The 16,847-nt window shown below is 58.9% G+C and carries 12 protein-coding genes; 11 read left to right on the forward strand and 1 reads right to left on the reverse strand.

Annotation, left to right across the window (positions count from 1 at the left end; all coding sequences use genetic code 11):
- The first annotated feature begins 67 nt into the window (after window positions 1-67).
- The 6 genes from ihfB to kdsB all read left to right on the forward strand — a co-directional run bounded on the left by ihfB (window position 68) and on the right by kdsB (window position 6,567).
- On the forward strand, window positions 68-352 hold the full coding sequence (gene ihfB, locus F3J39_RS02315; RefSeq protein ID WP_010618275.1) for an integration host factor subunit beta: 285 nt from the start codon (window positions 68-70) through the stop codon (window positions 350-352).
- Between the two features lie 202 nt (window positions 353-554).
- Entirely contained in the window at window positions 555-2,813 is a 2,259-nt protein-coding gene (locus F3J39_RS02320) for a DNA internalization-related competence protein ComEC/Rec2 (RefSeq protein ID WP_166713797.1), read from the forward strand.
- A gap of 34 nt (window positions 2,814-2,847) precedes the next feature.
- The gene (msbA, locus tag F3J39_RS02325) at window positions 2,848-4,596 is read left to right on the forward strand and encodes a lipid A ABC transporter ATP-binding protein/permease MsbA (protein ID WP_104084728.1); all 1,749 of its coding nucleotides are present in this window, start codon (window positions 2,848-2,850) and stop codon (window positions 4,594-4,596) included.
- On the forward strand, window positions 4,593-5,576 hold the full coding sequence (lpxK, locus tag F3J39_RS02330; protein WP_166713798.1) for a tetraacyldisaccharide 4'-kinase: 984 nt from the start codon (window positions 4,593-4,595) through the stop codon (window positions 5,574-5,576). Before msbA ends, lpxK begins: the two co-directional genes overlap by 4 nt.
- Window positions 5,577-5,638: 62 nt before the next feature.
- Window positions 5,639-5,821: a Trm112 family protein gene (locus F3J39_RS02335; RefSeq protein WP_039383570.1), complete on the forward strand. Its 183-nt coding sequence runs from the start codon at window positions 5,639-5,641 to the stop codon at window positions 5,819-5,821.
- Entirely contained in the window at window positions 5,818-6,567 is a 750-nt protein-coding gene (kdsB, locus tag F3J39_RS02340; protein ID WP_104084729.1) for a 3-deoxy-manno-octulosonate cytidylyltransferase, read from the forward strand. Before F3J39_RS02335 ends, kdsB begins: the two co-directional genes overlap by 4 nt.
- 64 nt (window positions 6,568-6,631) lie before the next feature.
- Here the strand turns inward: kdsB and elyC are convergent, their stop codons facing one another.
- On the reverse strand, window positions 6,632-7,417 hold the full coding sequence (gene elyC, locus F3J39_RS02345) for an envelope biogenesis factor ElyC (protein ID WP_071668702.1): 786 nt from the start codon (window positions 7,415-7,417) through the stop codon (window positions 6,632-6,634).
- Between the two features lie 124 nt (window positions 7,418-7,541).
- On the opposite strand from elyC, the gene cmoM reads away from it, so the two are divergent.
- The 5 genes from cmoM to ldtD all read left to right on the forward strand — a co-directional run bounded on the left by cmoM (window position 7,542) and on the right by ldtD (window position 16,796).
- The gene (cmoM, locus tag F3J39_RS02350) at window positions 7,542-8,312 is read left to right on the forward strand and encodes a tRNA uridine 5-oxyacetic acid(34) methyltransferase CmoM (RefSeq protein ID WP_039383578.1); all 771 of its coding nucleotides are present in this window, start codon (window positions 7,542-7,544) and stop codon (window positions 8,310-8,312) included.
- An 11-nt stretch (window positions 8,313-8,323) separates the two neighbouring features.
- A complete protein-coding gene (mukF, locus tag F3J39_RS02355) occupies window positions 8,324-9,646 on the forward strand; it encodes a chromosome partition protein MukF (protein ID WP_039383581.1) in 1,323 nt (440 codons plus the stop codon).
- Window positions 9,627-10,367: a chromosome partition protein MukE gene (gene mukE, locus F3J39_RS02360; protein ID WP_039383583.1), complete on the forward strand. Its 741-nt coding sequence runs from the start codon at window positions 9,627-9,629 to the stop codon at window positions 10,365-10,367. Before mukF ends, mukE begins: the two co-directional genes overlap by 20 nt.
- Complete coding sequence (gene mukB, locus F3J39_RS02365; RefSeq protein ID WP_039383586.1) at window positions 10,364-14,830, forward strand: chromosome partition protein MukB; 4,467 nt, start codon at window positions 10,364-10,366, stop codon at window positions 14,828-14,830. Before mukE ends, mukB begins: the two co-directional genes overlap by 4 nt.
- Before the next feature lie 154 nt (window positions 14,831-14,984).
- Window positions 14,985-16,796: a L,D-transpeptidase gene (gene ldtD, locus F3J39_RS02370; RefSeq protein ID WP_104084730.1), complete on the forward strand. Its 1,812-nt coding sequence runs from the start codon at window positions 14,985-14,987 to the stop codon at window positions 16,794-16,796.
- Window positions 16,797-16,847: the final 51 nt, after the last annotated feature.

Here is a 16,847-nt window from a genome sequence, read left to right on the forward strand (position 1 = left end):
TAGTCATATCGTCCGGTTTCGGTAAAAGCTGTCATACCTTTCCAAACAGGGATTAACCGGAGGATTCATGACCAAGTCAGAACTGATTGAAAGACTTGCTGGCCAGCATACTCATATTCCGGCGAAAGTCGTTGAGGATGCGGTCAAAGAGATGCTCGAGCACATGGCCACTACGCTGGCACAGGGTGAGCGCATCGAAATCCGGGGATTCGGCAGCTTTTCTTTGCACTACCGCGCACCGCGCACTGGTCGTAACCCGAAAACGGGTGACAAAGTGGAACTGGAAGGTAAATACGTTCCCCACTTTAAACCAGGCAAAGAACTGCGTGACCGTGCAAATATCTACGGCTAAGCCGTTACCGAACCATAAAGCGACACCTCCGGGTGTCGTTTTTTTTTGCTGCCACTCTGTGATTTGCGAGCGCGATCCCGCCGCGCTGTAATGCCTATCACTGCACCTGAAAAAGTACCGGCGCGCTGACGCAAATCTATCTGACGTAAGCTTTTTTCTCTCACTGGCTGCCGCACAATGGCGCTGTCTGACGGAGAGAAATATGCACATTACATGGACCACTGGCGCAGGTATCGCCATTCTTGCCACCCTGCCTCTGCTGCTGCTGCCGCAGATCCCATCCGGCATCACGCTGGCCGTACTGACTCTCATCGCTATTTTTTTACTGCATTGGTCGCATAAAGCTGCCGTGCTGGCAGGGATAGCGCTGCTGGTGGCGTGCTGGGCACAGGGTGAAGCGCGCAACCTGCTGAATGCGATGGAGCTGCTCACCCGACGGCCGGTCGACGCCATGGTCAGCGTCAGCGCGGTCGACACCCGGCAAAACCTGCTGCTGGTCAGGCTTATCCGCGTTGACGGGCGGCTGCAGTTTCCGCCGCTGTTTGTACAAATCAGTAATGTGAATAACACAGAAAACTGGTGCGCAGGGCAGCGCTGGCACATGCGGCTGCGGCTGCGGGCAGTACATGGTCGCCTGAATGAAGGCGGATACGATCTGCAGCGCGTGCGGGTTGCAAATCATATGCCGCTGCAGGGGCGTATCGTGCATCAGCAGCAGATGTCAGAACGCTGCAGCCTGCGGGCAACCCTGGTGGCTCGCTATCAGGCCGCGCTCGCGAAGCTTAAGCAGCCGGCAATTCTGCAGGCGCTGGCTTTTGGCGATCGATCGCAGATGCTGGCGTCGCTGCGACAGCTTCTGCGCGATACCGGCACCGCGCACCTGATGGCCATTTCCGGAATGCATATTGCGCTGGCGGCCACTGGTGGCTGGCTGCTGGCGCGTGCGATACAGTTTGCGTTACCTGCCCGCTATATCAGCTGGCGGTTTCCGCTGATCGTCAGCTGGCTGACCGCTGCTCTCTACTGCTGGATCGCCGGCAGCCATGCGCCCGCGCAGCGGGCCATGCTCGCGCTGACGCTCTGGAGCGCTATACGCGCAGCGGGCTGGCAGCTCAGCGCCTGGCAAATCTGGCTGCTGTGCGTGGGCACACTGCTTCTGTTTGATCCGCTGGCGGTCCTGTCGGAGAGCTTCTGGCTCTCGGCCCTGGCGGTAGCGATGCTGATTATCTGGTTCAGCTGGTTTGCTCTGCCATATCCTTATCGTACGCAACGTCGCTGGCTGCCGCTGCAGCTACTGCACCTGCAGCTCGGCATGATGATTCTGATGGCGCCGCTGCAGATCTTTCTGTTTCAGGGCATCAGCCTGACTGCGCTGCTGGCCAACCTGCTGGCCGTGCCGGTTATCTCATTTATTACGGTGCCGCTGCTGCTGCTGGCGCTGCTGGTGCCACTGCAACAGGCGGCACAGCCGCTGTGGTGGTTAGCCGATCGTTCAGTGGACTATCTGGTGCAGGCGCTCCAGTGGCTGCCCGCCGGCTGGCTGAGCCTGCATCAGACGCTGCCCGCTGTCATAGTGGTCTGGGGCGGATTGCTGTTGTGGCGCAGCGGGCTGATTGCCCGTACGTCGGTCCGTTTCGCCAGCCTGCTGCTGGCACTGCTGCTGGGACGCACTGACGCGCAGCAGAGCGACTGGCAAATCGATTTTCTCGATATTGGTCATGGTCTGGCGGTTGCGATCACGCAGGGAAGGGAGGTGGTACTGTATGACACCGGGCCGGCGTGGCAGCAGGGCGATGCCGGCGAGCGCACGATTTTGCCCTGGCTGAACTACACCGGACGCACGCTGCAGGGCGTCATACTGAGTCACCGGCATCTCGATCACCGTGGCGGGCTGAACGCGCTGCTACGTGCCCGCCCGGCGCTGGCGATCCGCAGCGCGCTGGGAGAACCCGGCCATCTGCCTTGTGTGCGTGGCCAGCAGTGGCAGTGGGGGCGGCTGCGTTTTACCGCCCTGTGGCCGCCAGCACTGCCGGTAGCGGGGCACAATAATGATTCGTGCGTGGTGCGGGTGGATGATGGCCAGGTCAGTTTGCTGCTGACTGGCGATCTGGAGCAGGCGGGGGAACGCAAACTGGCAGCGCTGGAAAAGGGTCAGTTGCAGGCTACACTGCTTCAGGTGCCGCACCACGGCAGCCGGACCTCCTCTACGCCCCTGTTTCTCCGGCATATAGCGGGCGAAGCGGCGGTGGCTTCTGTGGCGCGCTATAACGCCTGGCGTATGCCCGCCCGCTCAGTAGTAAAGCGTTACCAGGAGCAGGGCTATCACTGGGCAGATACCGCACGCTCGGGGCAGGTTCGCATTCGTGTCAGCCAGGGCCGCTGGCAGATGCAGGGGCTGCGCGAGCAAATAAAGCCGCGCTGGTATCATCAGTGGTTTGGCGTAAAAGATGATTCCAGGTAGAATGAGCGGCTATTTCAAACAGCGTGAATAAATAATGCATCAAGACAAAGATCTCTCAACCTGGCAGACATTCCGCCGGCTCTGGCCAATGATTGCGCCGCACAAGGCTGGCCTTATCGTCTCCGCCGTGGCACTGGTGCTGAATGCGGCAGGCGACACCCTAATGCTCTCCCTGTTGAAACCTTTACTGGATGATGGTTTCGGTAAAGCGGACAAATCTGTTCTGCTGTGGATGCCGCTGGCTGTCATGGGCCTGATGCTGATACGTGGCGTCACCAGCTATATCTCCAGCTACTGCATCTCCTGGGTGTCAGGTAATGTGGTGATGAACATGCGTCGTCGTCTGTTCGGACACATGATGGGAATGCCGGTGGCGTTCTTTGATCAGCAGTCTACCGGCACGCTACTGTCGCGTATTACCTATGACTCAGAACAGGTGGCCTCCTCCTCATCCAGTGCTCTGGTAACCGTGGTGCGCGAGGGCGCCTCGATCATCGGCCTGTTTATCATGATGTTCTACTACAGCTGGCAGCTCTCACTGATTTTGATCCTGCTGGCACCGCTGGTCTCGTTCGCTATCCGCACCGTTTCAAAGCGCTTCCGCAACATCAGCCGAAACATGCAGAACACCATGGGACAGGTCACCACCAGCGCAGAACAGATGCTGAAAGGGCACAAAGAAGTGCTGATTTTTGGCGGTCAGGAAGTGGAAGCGGAACGTTTCTCTCAGGTCAGCAATAAAATGCGTCAGCAGGGGATGAAACTGGTTTCTGCCTCTTCCATCTCCGATCCGGTGATCCAGCTTATCGCTTCACTGGCGCTGGCGTTTGTACTCTATGCCGCCAGCTTCCCCAGCGTGATGGAAACGCTGACCGCCGGTACCATTACCGTGGTCTTCTCTTCCATGATTGCCCTGATGCGTCCGCTGAAATCGCTGACTAACGTTAACGCCCAGTTTCAGCGCGGTATGGCAGCCTGCCAGACGCTGTTCTCCATCCTCGACAGTGAGCAGGAAGTGGATAACGGCACGCGCACGGTTGAACGGGCTAAAGGCGACGTTGAGTTTCGCAACGTGACCTTTACCTATCCGGGGCGTGAGATCCCGGCGCTGCGCGATATTAACCTGACGCTGCCGGCGGGTAAAACGGTTGCACTGGTCGGCCGCTCCGGCTCGGGCAAATCGACCATGGCCAGCCTGCTGACGCGCTTTTATGATATCGATTCCGGCGAAATTCTGCTGGATGGGCACGATCTGCGTGAATATACCCTGCGCTCATTGCGTAATCAGGTAGCGCTGGTATCGCAGAATGTGCATCTGTTTAATGACACCATCGCCAATAACATCGCTTATGCGCGTAACGGTGACTATAGCCGGGCACAGATTGAACAGGCCGCCACCATGGCGCACGCTATGGATTTCATTAACAAAATGGATAAAGGCCTGGATACGGTTATCGGTGAAAACGGCGTACTGCTCTCCGGTGGTCAGCGCCAGCGTATTGCGATTGCGCGCGCGCTGCTGCGCGACTGCCCGATTCTGATTCTGGATGAGGCGACATCTGCGCTGGATACGGAGTCAGAACGCGCCATTCAGTCGGCGCTGGATGAGCTGCAGAAAAACCGGACCTCGCTGGTGATCGCACACCGTCTCTCTACCATTGAAAAAGCAGATGAGATTGTTGTGGTCGAGGATGGCCATATTGTTGAACGCGGTACGCATGAACTGCTGCTGGCGGAGAAAGGGGCTTATGCACAGCTGCATAAGTTACAGTTCGGTCAATGATTGAACGCATCTGGAGCGGGCGCTCGCCGCTGTGGCTGCTGCTGTGGCCGCTTAGCCTGCTGTATGGTGCTATCACCTGGCTGATTCGCCTGAGCTATCAGCGTGGCTGGCAGCAGAGCTGGCGGGCACCGTGTCCGGTGGTGGTGGTCGGTAACCTGACGGCAGGCGGTAACGGTAAGACGCCGGTAGTAATCTGGCTGACAGAAGCGCTGCAGGCGCGCGGGCTGCGTCCGGGCGTGGTGTCACGCGGCTACGGGGGGAAAGCGGCACACTATCCGCTGCTGGTGACCGGGGAAACCTCAACGGCCGAGGCCGGGGATGAACCCGTGCTGATTGCACAACGCACCGGCGTACCGGTTGCCGTGGCGCCCCGGCGCCGTCAGGCTATCGAAGCGCTGCTGGCGGCGCATTCGCTGGACATCATCATCACGGATGATGGCCTGCAGCATTATGCGCTGCTGCGCGATCGCGAAATTGTGGTGGTGGATGGCGTGCGCCGCTTTGGCAACGGCTGGTGGTTACCCGCCGGGCCTATGCGGGAGCGTGCGCACCGGCTGCAGCAGGTGGATGCGGTAATCGTTAATGGTGGCAATGCCACCAGTCCGGAAATTGCCATGACGCTGCAGCCGGGTCGGGCGGTTAACCTGCTATCGGGCGAAACCGCTGCGCTCAGTGCGCTGCCAGATATTGTGGCGATGGCCGGTATTGGCCATCCGCCGCGCTTTTTCACCACGCTGCAGCAGCAGGGCATTAAAACGGTAGCGGAAATCGCGTTTGCCGATCATCACGCTTACAGCGAGCCGGAGCTTGCCGGCCTGACGCTGAGCGGACAATGTCTGCTGATGACGGAGAAAGATGCGGTGAAGTGCCGTAAGTTTGCGCGCGACAACTGGTGGTATCTGCCGGTAGAGGCGCAGCTTTCCGGTGCGGCAGTGGCACCGCTGCTCGACGATATCACCCGGCTGGCCCGCGGCGCGTAATAGAGTCTGGCAACCGCTATGGTATGCTGACTAACTGACCCCGATCCTGAAAGGAGAAAAGTATGGATCACCGTTTACTTGAGATTGTGGCCTGTCCGGTTTGTAACGGAAAACTCTACTTCAACAAGGCGCAGCAGGAGCTTATCTGCAAGCCTGACGGACTGGCATTCCCGGTGCGGGATGGCATTCCGGTGCTGCTGGAAACCGAGGCGCGAACGCTGACGGCTGAAGAGATCCATCCATGAGTTTTGTTGCTATCATTCCGGCGCGCTACGCTTCGACGCGTCTGCCGGGTAAACCGCTGGTCGATATCCACGGTAAGCCCATGGTCGTGCACGTCATGGAGCGTGCGCGGGAGTCGGGAGCCGATCGCGTAATCGTCGCAACCGATCACCCCGAAGTCGCTGCAGCAGTAACTGCGGCCGGCGGTGAAGTCTGTATGACGCGGGCCGATCATCAGTCCGGCACCGAGCGGCTGGCTGAAGTCATTGAAGCCTGCAACTTTGACGATGACACTATCATTGTCAACGTGCAGGGCGATGAGCCGATGATCCCGGCCGGTATCGTGCGTCAGGTGGCGGACAATCTCGCCGCGGCAGAGGCTGGCATGGCCACGCTGGCGGTGCCGATCGCTGATGCCGATGAGGCGTTTAATCCGAACGCGGTTAAAGTGGTAACCGACCGGCAGGGCTACGCGCTCTATTTCTCGCGGGCCACCATTCCCTGGGATCGCGAGCGCTATGCGCAGTCGCGCGAGCAGGCGGGAGATACGCTGCTGAGGCATATCGGTATTTATGCCTACCGCGCCGGCTTTATTCGCCGCTATGTCGCCTGGCAACCCTGCGCGCTGGAGCAGATTGAGCTACTGGAGCAGCTGCGCGTGCTCTGGTATGGCGAAAAAATTCATGTGGCGGTTGCCACAACTATCCCGAGCGTGGGCGTGGATACACCAGAAGATCTGGCGCGCGTACGCGCGGCGATGCAGCGTTAACTCTCTTTGTCAGGCCAGCAGGCGCAACGCCGCTGGCTCTGTCTGACACTTTCTCTTTCTGACATCAGGGCGCAGCGTCGTCACGGCTGCCCGACTGACCGCGCAGGTGCTGCCAGATCTGTCCCAGCGTCTCATAGATAGCCCGTTCACTGTGGCTCAGCCAGAGTGGCGAGGGCAGCGCACGCTCCCAGCCGTTAAGCGGCGAGACGATCGCCATCTGATTTGCCGGCGCGGGGATCGGTGCCAGCCCGGCGTGGTGAAAAAAAGCCATCGCACGCGGCAGATGATTGGCGGAGGTGACCAGCAGAAATGCGCTATTGCCCGTCATCTGTTTTACCGCCTGCGCCTCTTCAGCGGTATCTTTCGGCGAATCAAGCGTAATGATGGCGCTATGCGGTACGCCAAGGCTCATCGCGACGTCGGCGGCAACCGCGGCGTTGCTGCGCGGATTCTGGCCTGCCGCCGCACCGGTAAAAATCATTTTGGCCTGCGGGTTGCGTCGCCACTGCCTTACGCCCTCCGTCACGCGCGGCAGGCTGTTACCAATCAGGTTAGAGCCGGGCGCCCAGTCCGGGTTCCAGGTATAACCGCCGCCCAGCACCACAATCCAGGCCACCGGCGTTGTACCGTTCCACGTCGGGTAGCGGTTTTCCAGCGGCAGCAGCAGGCGGTCGGCCACCGGCTGCAGGCTCAGCAGCAGCAGCAGCAGCCAGCTGACGGAGAGTAAAACTTTGGCGCTTTTTTGCCAGCGCGTCAGCCAGAGCAGCAAAAGTCCGGCTGCCATCAGCAGTAACAGCAGCGGCAAAGGCAGAAGCAAGCCGCCAATGACTTTTTTTAAGGCAAATAACATCCTTTTTTACTCCTTTTGTCTGAAAAAACAGCAGCCAGACAGTTACTGCAGCGTGAAAGGTTCATTCCTGGTGAGCCTGTGACAAAATAGCACAAGTTAACTGCCGCAAACCGGAGCGCACACCATGCAGGATCGTAATTTCGACGATCTGGCGGATAAATTCTCGCAAAACATTTACGGCACCCGCAAAGGGCTGGTGCGTCAGGCCATTCTGTGGGATGAGCTGGAGGCGCTGCTGCCGTCACTGCCTGCCGGACCGCTCTCTGTGCTGGATGCTGGCGGCGGCGTGGGGCAAATCTCCAGCGGACTCGCTGCCCGCGGGCATCAGGTCACGCTCTGCGATCTCTCCGGTGAAATGCTGAAACTGGCGGCGGACCACGCACGGGAAACCGGCGTCAGCCACAATATGCAGTTCCGGCAAGTCAGCGCTCAGCAGGTAGGCGAGCATTTGGATACGCCAGTCGATCTGGTATTGTTTCACGCGGTACTGGAGTGGGTGGCCGATCCGCTGGCCGTGCTGCAGGCGCTGTGGCAGACGCTGAAACCAGGCGGTGTGCTGTCGCTGATGTTTTACAACGCGCACGGGCTGACGTTTCGCACGCTTACGCTGGGTAATTTCGGCTACCTGCGCGCCAATATGACCAAACGCAAAAAGCGTACCCTGTCGCCCGATTTTCCGCGCGAACCGCAGGACGTCTATCAGTGGCTGACGCAGTGCGGTTTTGTGATTGAGCAGCGCACCGGTGTTCGCGTGTTCAGTGATTACATGAAACCGCAGCCCGGTGCAGGTAAGAGCGTGGAAGAGATTATTGAAATGGAGCGGCGCTACTGTCGTCAGGAGCCCTTTTTAAGCTTAGGGCGTTATATCCATGTGACGGCGCGCAAACCCAGGTAAAAGGATCAACTATGAGCGATTTTTCCCAGACGGTGCCAGAACTGGTGGCCTGGGCACGCAAAAACGATTTCTCGCTTGCGCTGCCGGTAGAACGTCTGGCCTTTTTGCTGGCCATCGCTACCCTTAACGGTGAGCGCATGGACGGTGAAATGAGTGAAGGTGAGCTGACCGACGCCTTTCGTCACGTCAGCAAAGCGTTTGAACAGACGCATGAAACCGTACAGGTGCGTGCGAACAATGCGATTAACGACCTGGTACGGCAGCGACTGCTTAACCGGTTTACCAGCGAGGTGTCTGAAGGGCACGCTATCTACCGCCTGACGCCGCTGGGAATTGGCATCACCGACTACTATATCCGCCAGCGCGAATTCTCCACGCTGCGCCTCTCAATGCAGCTCTCAATTGTAGGTCAGGAGCTGAAGCGCGCTGCTGACGCCGCTGAAGAAGATGGCGATGAGTTTCACTGGCACCGCAACGTATTTGCTCCGCTGAAATATTCGGTTGCTGAGATTTTTGACAGCATCGATATGACGCAGCGCCTGATGGATGAGCAGCAGCAGACGGTAAAAAATGATATCGCCGCGCTGCTCAACAAAGACTGGCGCGCCGCGATCTCCAGCTGTGAACTGCTGCTCTCTGAGACCTCCGGCACGCTGCGTGAACTGCAGGATACGCTGGAAGCGGCGGGGGATAAGCTGCAGGCTAACCTGCTGCGCATTCAGGATGCCACGCTGAGCAGTCCCGATCTCGGTTTCGTCGACAAACTGGTTTATGACCTGCAGAACAAACTCGATCGCATTATCAGCTGGGGCCAGCAGGCGATTGATCTGTGGATCGGCTATGACCGTCATGTACACAAGTTTATCCGTACCGCGATTGATATGGATAAGAACCGGGTCTTTGCACAGCGGCTGCGTCAGTCGGTACAGAACTATTTTGATCAGCCGTGGATGCTGACTTACGCCAGCGCTGACCGCCTGCTCGATATGCGCGATGAAGAGATGACGCTGCGTAACGATGAGGTCATGGGCGAGCTTCCGCCGGAAATGGAGTATGAAGAGTTTAACGAGATCCGCGAGCAGCTGGCCGCCATGATTGAAGAGGCGCTGGCTGTGTATCGTCGCGAGCAAAAACCGCTGCACCTTGCCACCGTCATGCGCGAATACCTGGCGCAATATCCGCGCGCGCGCCATTTCGATCTGGCGCGTATCGTGATCGATCAGGCGGTGCGGCTGGGCGTTGCTGAAGCAGATTTAGCCGGTTTGCCAGCAGAATGGCAGACCATTAATGATTACGGAGCCAAGGTGCAGGCGCATGTCATCGACAAATATTGAACAAGTGATGCCGGTTAAACTGGCACTGGCGCTGGCCAATCCCCTTTTTCCGGCGCTCGACAGTCAGCTGCGCGCGGGCCGGCATATCGGTATCGAAGAGCTGGATAATCACGCTTTTCTGATGGACTACCAAACCTATCTTGAAGAGTTTTATGCCCGCTATAACGTGGAGCTGATCCGCGCGCCAGAAGGCTTTTTCTACCTGCGGCCGCGCTCAACCACGCTGATCCCACGCTCGGTGCTCTCTGAGCTGGATATGATGGTAGGCAAAATTCTCTGCTACCTCTATCTGAGCCCGGAGCGTCTGGCAAACGAGGGTATTTTTACCCAGCAGGAGCTCTATGATGAGCTGCTGTCGCTGGCGGATGAACACAAGCTGCTTAAGCTGGTCAATCAGCGCTCAACCGGTTCCGATCTCGATCGCACCCGCCTGCAGGAGAAGATGCGCGCCTCACTGAGCCGTCTGCGCCGCCTGGGAATGGTGTGGTTTATGGGTAATGACAGCAGCAAATTTCGCATTATGGAATCAGTCTTTCGCTTTGGTGCTGACGTGCGCAGCGGCGACGATCCGCGTGAGGCGCAGCTGCGTCTGATCCGCGTGGGTGAAGCGATGACACCCGAAGAGGCTGCCGTTTCTGCAACAGCCGATGAGGCGGAGCAGGAGAGTGAACATGCGGAGAGCAGTGATGCGACTGATAACGCGGAGGAGAAGCAGGTATGATTGAACGCGGTAAGTTTCGTTCGCTGACACTGATCAACTGGAATGGCTTTTTTGCCCGCACCTTTGATCTCGATGAACTGGTTACCACGCTTTCAGGCGGTAACGGTGCCGGTAAATCCACCACCATGGCCGCGTTTGTTACGGCGATGATCCCCGATTTAACCCTGCTGCACTTCCGTAATACCACGGAAGCAGGCGCCACGTCAGGCTCCCGCGATAAGGGTCTGCACGGTAAACTGCGCGCTGGCGTCTGCTATTCAGTGCTGGATGTCGTCAACTCACGCCATCAGCGCGTTGTGGTCGGGGTGCGTCTGCAGCAGGTGGCCGGGCGCGATAAGAAAGTGGATATTAAACCGTTCAGTATTCATGGCCTGCCCGCGGATGCGCTGCCCACTGACATGCTGACCGAGATCCTTAACAGCCGTCAGGCGCGTGTACTGCCGCTGACAGAGGTTAAAGATCGCGTTGAAGCACAGGAAGGCGTGCAGTTCCGCCAGTACAGCTCCATTACTGACTATCACGCCATGCTGTTTGAACTCGGCGTGGTGCCGCGTCGCCTGCGTTCAGCCAGCGATCGCAGTAAATTCTACCGGCTGATTGAGGCGTCGCTCTACGGCGGTATCTCCAGCGCCATCACCCGTTCGCTGCGCGACTATCTGCTGCCGGAAAACGGCGGCGTGCGTAAAGCGTTTCAGGATATGGAAGCGGCACTGCGTGAGAACCGCATGACGCTGGAAGCGATTCGCGTGACGCAGTCCGATCGCGATCTGTTCAAGCATCTGATCTCTGAGGCGACCAGCTACGTCTCAGCTGACTATATGCGTCATGCGAACGAACGGCGGGTACATCTGGACGGGGCGCTTCAGCTGCGCAATGAGCTGTTCAGCAGCCGCAACCAGCTGGTGTCGGAGCAGTATCGTCACGTGGAAATGGCGCGTGAGCTGGCTGAGCATAGCGCCGCTGAAAGCGATCTGGAGATCGATTATCAGGCGGCCAGCGATCATCTTAATCTGGTGCAGACCGCAATGCGCCAGCAGGAGAAAATCGCGCGTTATGATGCCGATCTTGAAGAGCTGAGCTACCGGCTGGAAGAGCAGAATGAGGTTGTAGCTGAAGCGCGTGAGATCCAGGAAGAGAATGAGGCGCGCGCCGAAGCCGCTGAAATTGAAGTGGATGAGCTGAAAAGTCAGCTGGCTGATTTCCAGCAGGCGCTGGATGTTCAGCAGACGCGCTCTATTCAGTATCAGCAGGCGCTGCAGGCACTGGAGAAAGCCCGTACGCGCTGCCAGCTGCCGGACCTGACGATTGATAACGCCGCTGACTGGCTGGAGACGTTCCAGGCACGCGACGAAGAGGCGACCAGCCAGCTGCTGCGGCTGGAGCAGAAACTGAGTATGGCGGAAGCCGCACACAGCCAGTTTGAGCAGGCGCTGGCGCTGGTAACCAGCATTGCCGGTGAGGTCAGCCGTCAGGACGCCTGGCAGGTGGGTCGCCAGCTGCTGCGCGACGCCGCGAATCAGCGTCATTATGCCGATCAGCTGGCGTCACTGCGGCTGCGTCTTAACGAATCAGAAGGTCGCCTGCGCGAGCAGCATGAGGCTGAACGCCTGCTGGCAGAGTTCTGCAAACGTCAGGGCCAGCACTATGAAGCAGACGCGCTGGAAGGGCTGCAGCGCGAGCTGGAAGCGCAGATTGAGCAGCTCAGCGCCAGCGTTGCCGATGCCGGTGAACAGCGCATGCAGATGCGTCAGGAGCTGGAACAGCTGCGCGAACGTATCGCAACGCTGACGGCACGCGCCCCGCACTGGCTGGCCGCTCAGGAGATCCTGACGCAGCTTAGCGAACAGACAGGTGAGCAGCTGAGCAGCAGTCAGCAGGTGACCGCCTTTATGCAGCAGCTGCTGGAGCGCGAGCGTGAAACCACCGTAGAGCGAGATGAAATTGCGGCGCGTAAACGCGACGTTGAGCAGCAGATTGAACGCCTCAGCCAGCCAGGCGGCGCAGAAGATGCGCGCCTCACGCAGCTGGCAGAGCGCTTTGGCGGCGTGCTGCTCTCCGAAATTTATGATGATGTCACGCTGGACGATGCCCCCTATTTTTCTGCGCTCTATGGACCTTCGCGCCACGCCATCGTGGTGCCGGATCTGGCGCTGATACGCGAACAGCTCGAAGGGCTGGAAGAGTGCCCGGAAGATCTCTATCTGATTGAGGGCGATCCGCAATCCTTTGATGACAGCGTCTTCAGCGTAGATGAGCTGGATAAAGCTGTCGTGGTCAAAGTCGCAGAGCGTCAGTGGCGCTATTCGCGTTTTCCTAAGGTGCCGCTGTTTGGCCGCGCCGCACGTGAAAATCAGCTTGAATTGCTGGGTATTGAACGTGACAGGCTGGCAGAACGTTATGCGACGCTCTCTTTTGACGTACAGAAAACGCAGCGTCTGCACCAGTCTTTCAGCCGCTTTATCGGCAGTCATCTGGCGGTAGCGTTTGATGAGGATCCGGAAGCGCAAATCCGCCAGCTTAACGGCCGGCGCAGTGAGCTGGAGCGCGGTCTGGCGCAGCATGAGAGTAATAATCAGCAGCAGCGTGCACAGTTTGAACAGGCGCGCGACGGCGTCGCCCAGCTTAACCGCCTGCTGCCTCGCGTTAACCTGCTGCTGGATGACACCCTGCCGGATCGCTGCGAAGAGATCCGTGAGCGGGTGGAAGAGGCGCAGGAGGCGGCGCGCTTCCTGCACCAGCACGGCAGCAAACTCAGCAAGCTGGAGTCGCTGGTGGCGGTGCTGCAGAACGATCCGCAGCAGCACGATCAGCTGCAGCGCGACTACCAGCAGGCGCAGGCGCAGCAGCTCAGCGCGCGCCAGCAGGCATTTGCGCTGACGGAGGTGGTACAGCGCCGCGCCCACTTCAGCTATGGCGATTCAGCCGGGATGCTGACCGGTAACAGCGATCTCTCTGATAAGCTGCGGCAGCGCCTGGAGCAGGCTGAAGGCGAGCGCAGCCGCGCCCGTGAACGCCTGCGTGAACATCAGGCGCAGCTGACGCAGTACTCGCAGGTGCTGGCCTCGCTGCGCAGTTCGCACGATGCGAAACGCGACATGCTGAAAGAGCTGCAGCAGGAGATGCAGGATATCGGCGTTCACGCCGATGCCAGCGCGGAAGAGCGGGCGCGTATCCGGCGCGATGAACTCTATACCGCGCTCAGCCATAACCGGGCGCGGCGTAACCAGCTGGAGAAACAGCTGACGTTCTGCGAAGCAGAAATGGACAGCCTGCAGAAAAAGCTGCGTAAGCTGGAGCGCGATTATCGCATCCTGCGTGAGCAGGTGGTCAGTGCCAAGGCGGGCTGGTGCTCCGTACTGCGTCTGGTGAAAGACAACGGCGTGGAACGACGGCTGCACCGGCGCGAGCTGGCCTATATGAGCGGTGACGAGCTGCGCTCAATGTCCGATAAAGCCCTGGGCGCGCTGCGCCTTGCGGTGGCGGATAATGAGCATCTGCGTGATGTTCTGCGCATGTCGGAAGATCCCAAGCGCCCGGAGCGTAAAATTCAGTTCTTTATCGCCGTTTATCAGCATCTGCGCGAGCGTATCCGTCAGGATATTATCCGCACTGACGATCCGGTCGAGGCGATTGAGCAGATGGAGATTGAGCTGAACCGTCTGACCGAAGAGCTGACGGCGCGCGAGCAGACGCTGGCGATCAGCTCACGCAGTGCGGCCAATATTATTCGCAAGACTATTCAGCGCGAACAGAACCGCATCCGGCAGCTGAACCAGGGGCTGCAGACGGTGAGTTTTGGTCAGGTGAAGAGCGTACGGCTTAACGTCAACGTGCGTGAGACACACGCCACGCTGCTGGATACGCTCTCCGAAGAGCACGAACAGCATCAGGATCTCTTTACCAGTAACCGGCTGACATTCTCGGAAGCGCTGGCCAAACTTTATCAGCGTCTTAACCCGCAGATTGATATGGGCCAGCGTACGCCGCAGACCATCGGTGAGGAGCTGCTGGATTATCGCAACTATCTGGAAATGGAAGTTGAAGTAAATCGCGGCTCCGACGGCTGGCTGCGCGCGGAAAGCGGGGCGCTCTCAACCGGCGAGGCGATTGGTACCGGGATGTCAATTCTGGTGATGGTGGTGCAGAGCTGGGAAGAGGAGTCGCGTCGTCTGCGCGGCAAAGATATCTCACCGTGCCGTCTGCTGTTCCTTGATGAAGCGGCGCGTCTGGATGCCCGTTCAATCGCGACGCTGTTTGAACTCTGCGAGCGTCTGGAGATGCAGCTGGTGATCGCCGCGCCGGAAAATATCAGTCCGGAAAAAGGCACCACTTATAAACTGGTTCGTAAAGTATTTAACAATACGGAGCATGTGCACGTAGTGGGCCTGCGTGGTTTTTCCGCCGATCCGGCACCGGTAAAAACGGCGCAAAGCGAGCAGGGGCTGGAAACGCAAAATAGCTAAGCGCCTGACTGGTTAAACCGCGCAACCAGCGTTAATCTGTAAACGGCATTGGCCCTGAGAGGCGAATGCCGTTTTTTCTTTATATACTCATCATGAAAGTCAGGTTGTACGCAGCGCACAGGGCAGGCTGCGTCTCAGGTAACAGGGGGCAGGGATGTTGCTGAGTAAAACGTTCAGATTTAATCGCATGGCGCTGGTGTTTAGTGCCGTGCTGGCAGGCTTGCCACTGGCCGCGGGGCAGGCTGCACAAACCGCCAGCATGACAGCCGGCGGGCACGGCACCACGTCAGTGGCGGCCAGCCAGCAGCAGATCCTGCAGGCATTCAGCGCCAGCGATCGCCCTTTTTACCTGCCGGGTCTGGCGGGTCTTTATGCCGCGCGCGGAATGGCGCCGCTCTGGCAGGACCGCGATACGGTGCAGGCGTTTCAGCAGCAGCTGGCTGAGGTCGCGCTTTCAGGCGTGCAGCCACAGTTCAGCCGCTGGGTTGAGCGGCTGACCGATCCGGACATTAAAGGCTTTGCGCGCGACGTGGTGCTGAGCGATGCCATGCTGGGTTACCTGCAGTTTGTGGCGGGCGTACCGGCGCAGGGTGAAACCTGGCTTTACAGCAATGTGCCTTACAGGCTTACCATGCCGTCGCTGTCAGCAATCAATCAGTGGCAGAACGCGGTTAACGCTGGCGGCAGCCGCGCGTTTGTGGCCTCACTGCAGCCGCAGCATCCGCAGTATCAGCCGATGCATGCGGCGCTGAAGACGCTGCTGACGGATAATCGTCCCTGGCCGCAGCTGCGTGACAAAGCAACGCTGCGTCCGGGGCAGGTCAGCGATGATGTGCCGGCGCTGCGGGAAATTCTTCAGCGCACCGGTATGCTGACCGCATCTGACCACGCCACTACGCCTGCACCGGATGAAGATGCAGTGCCGGCGGGCGCCGTGCCGGTTGCTGAAAGCCAGCCGGTGGCAGTAAGTCCTTCCGCCACCAGCGTCACCGATCTTCCGGCCCCGACGCCGCAGCCGGCAGGAAATATACTGGCCGGATCGCCTTCTGCAGCCGGCAATATCTATGACACTGCGCTGGTTGAGGGCGTGAAGCGCTTTCAGCACTGGCAGGGGCTGGCGGATGACGGCGCAATTGGCCCGCGCACCCGCGAGTGGCTGAATGTCTCACCGCAGATGCGCGCCTCACTGCTGGCGCTGAACATTCAGCGTCTGCGGCTGCTGCCGGATGATATGCATAACGGGATAATGGTGAATATTCCCAACTATTCGCTGACCTACTATAACAACGGCAGCACAGTGCTCTCATCGCGGGTTATTGTCGGACGGCCCGATCGCAAAACGCCGCTTATGCGCAGTGCGCTGAACAACGTGGTGCTCAATCCGCCGTGGAACGTGCCAACCACGCTGGTGCGTCAGGATATTGTGCCGAAGGTGAAACAGGATCCTGGTTATCTCTACCGGCACGGCTATACGCTGCTGTCAGGCTGGAGCGCTGACGCTGAAGTGATCGACCCGACGATGATCAACTGGCAGATGGTTTCTGCTGCCAGCTTCCCGTATCGCATCCGTCAGGCACCGGGCGCCACCAATTCACTGGGACGTTATAAGTTTAATATGCCCAGTTCAGACGCCATCTATCTGCACGATACGCCAAACCACGGCCTGTTTCAGCGCGATATTCGCGCACTCAGCTCCGGCTGCGTACGCGTAAATAAAGCCTCCGATCTGGCTAACCTGCTGCTGCAGGATGCTGGCTGGAACGACAGCCGTATTTCCAGCACGCTGAAGCAGGGTGACACGCGCTATGTGCCGATTCGGCATCGTATCCCGGTCAATCTGTACTATCTGACCGCCTGGGTCAGCGATGACGGGCAGGCGCAATATCGTACAGATATTTACAATTATGATAATACGGCGCGCTCCGGCAGCCAGGTGCTGGCCCGGGCAGGACAGCTCCTGCTGTAGCGTGCTGATTTTCGCCAGATTGTTGATAAGCGAAACGCCCCTGAAACCCGG

The organism is Pantoea sp. Acro-807, assembly GCF_011752675.1.
In the GTDB taxonomy this organism is placed as follows: domain Bacteria; phylum Pseudomonadota; class Gammaproteobacteria; order Enterobacterales; family Enterobacteriaceae; genus Pantoea; species Pantoea eucrina.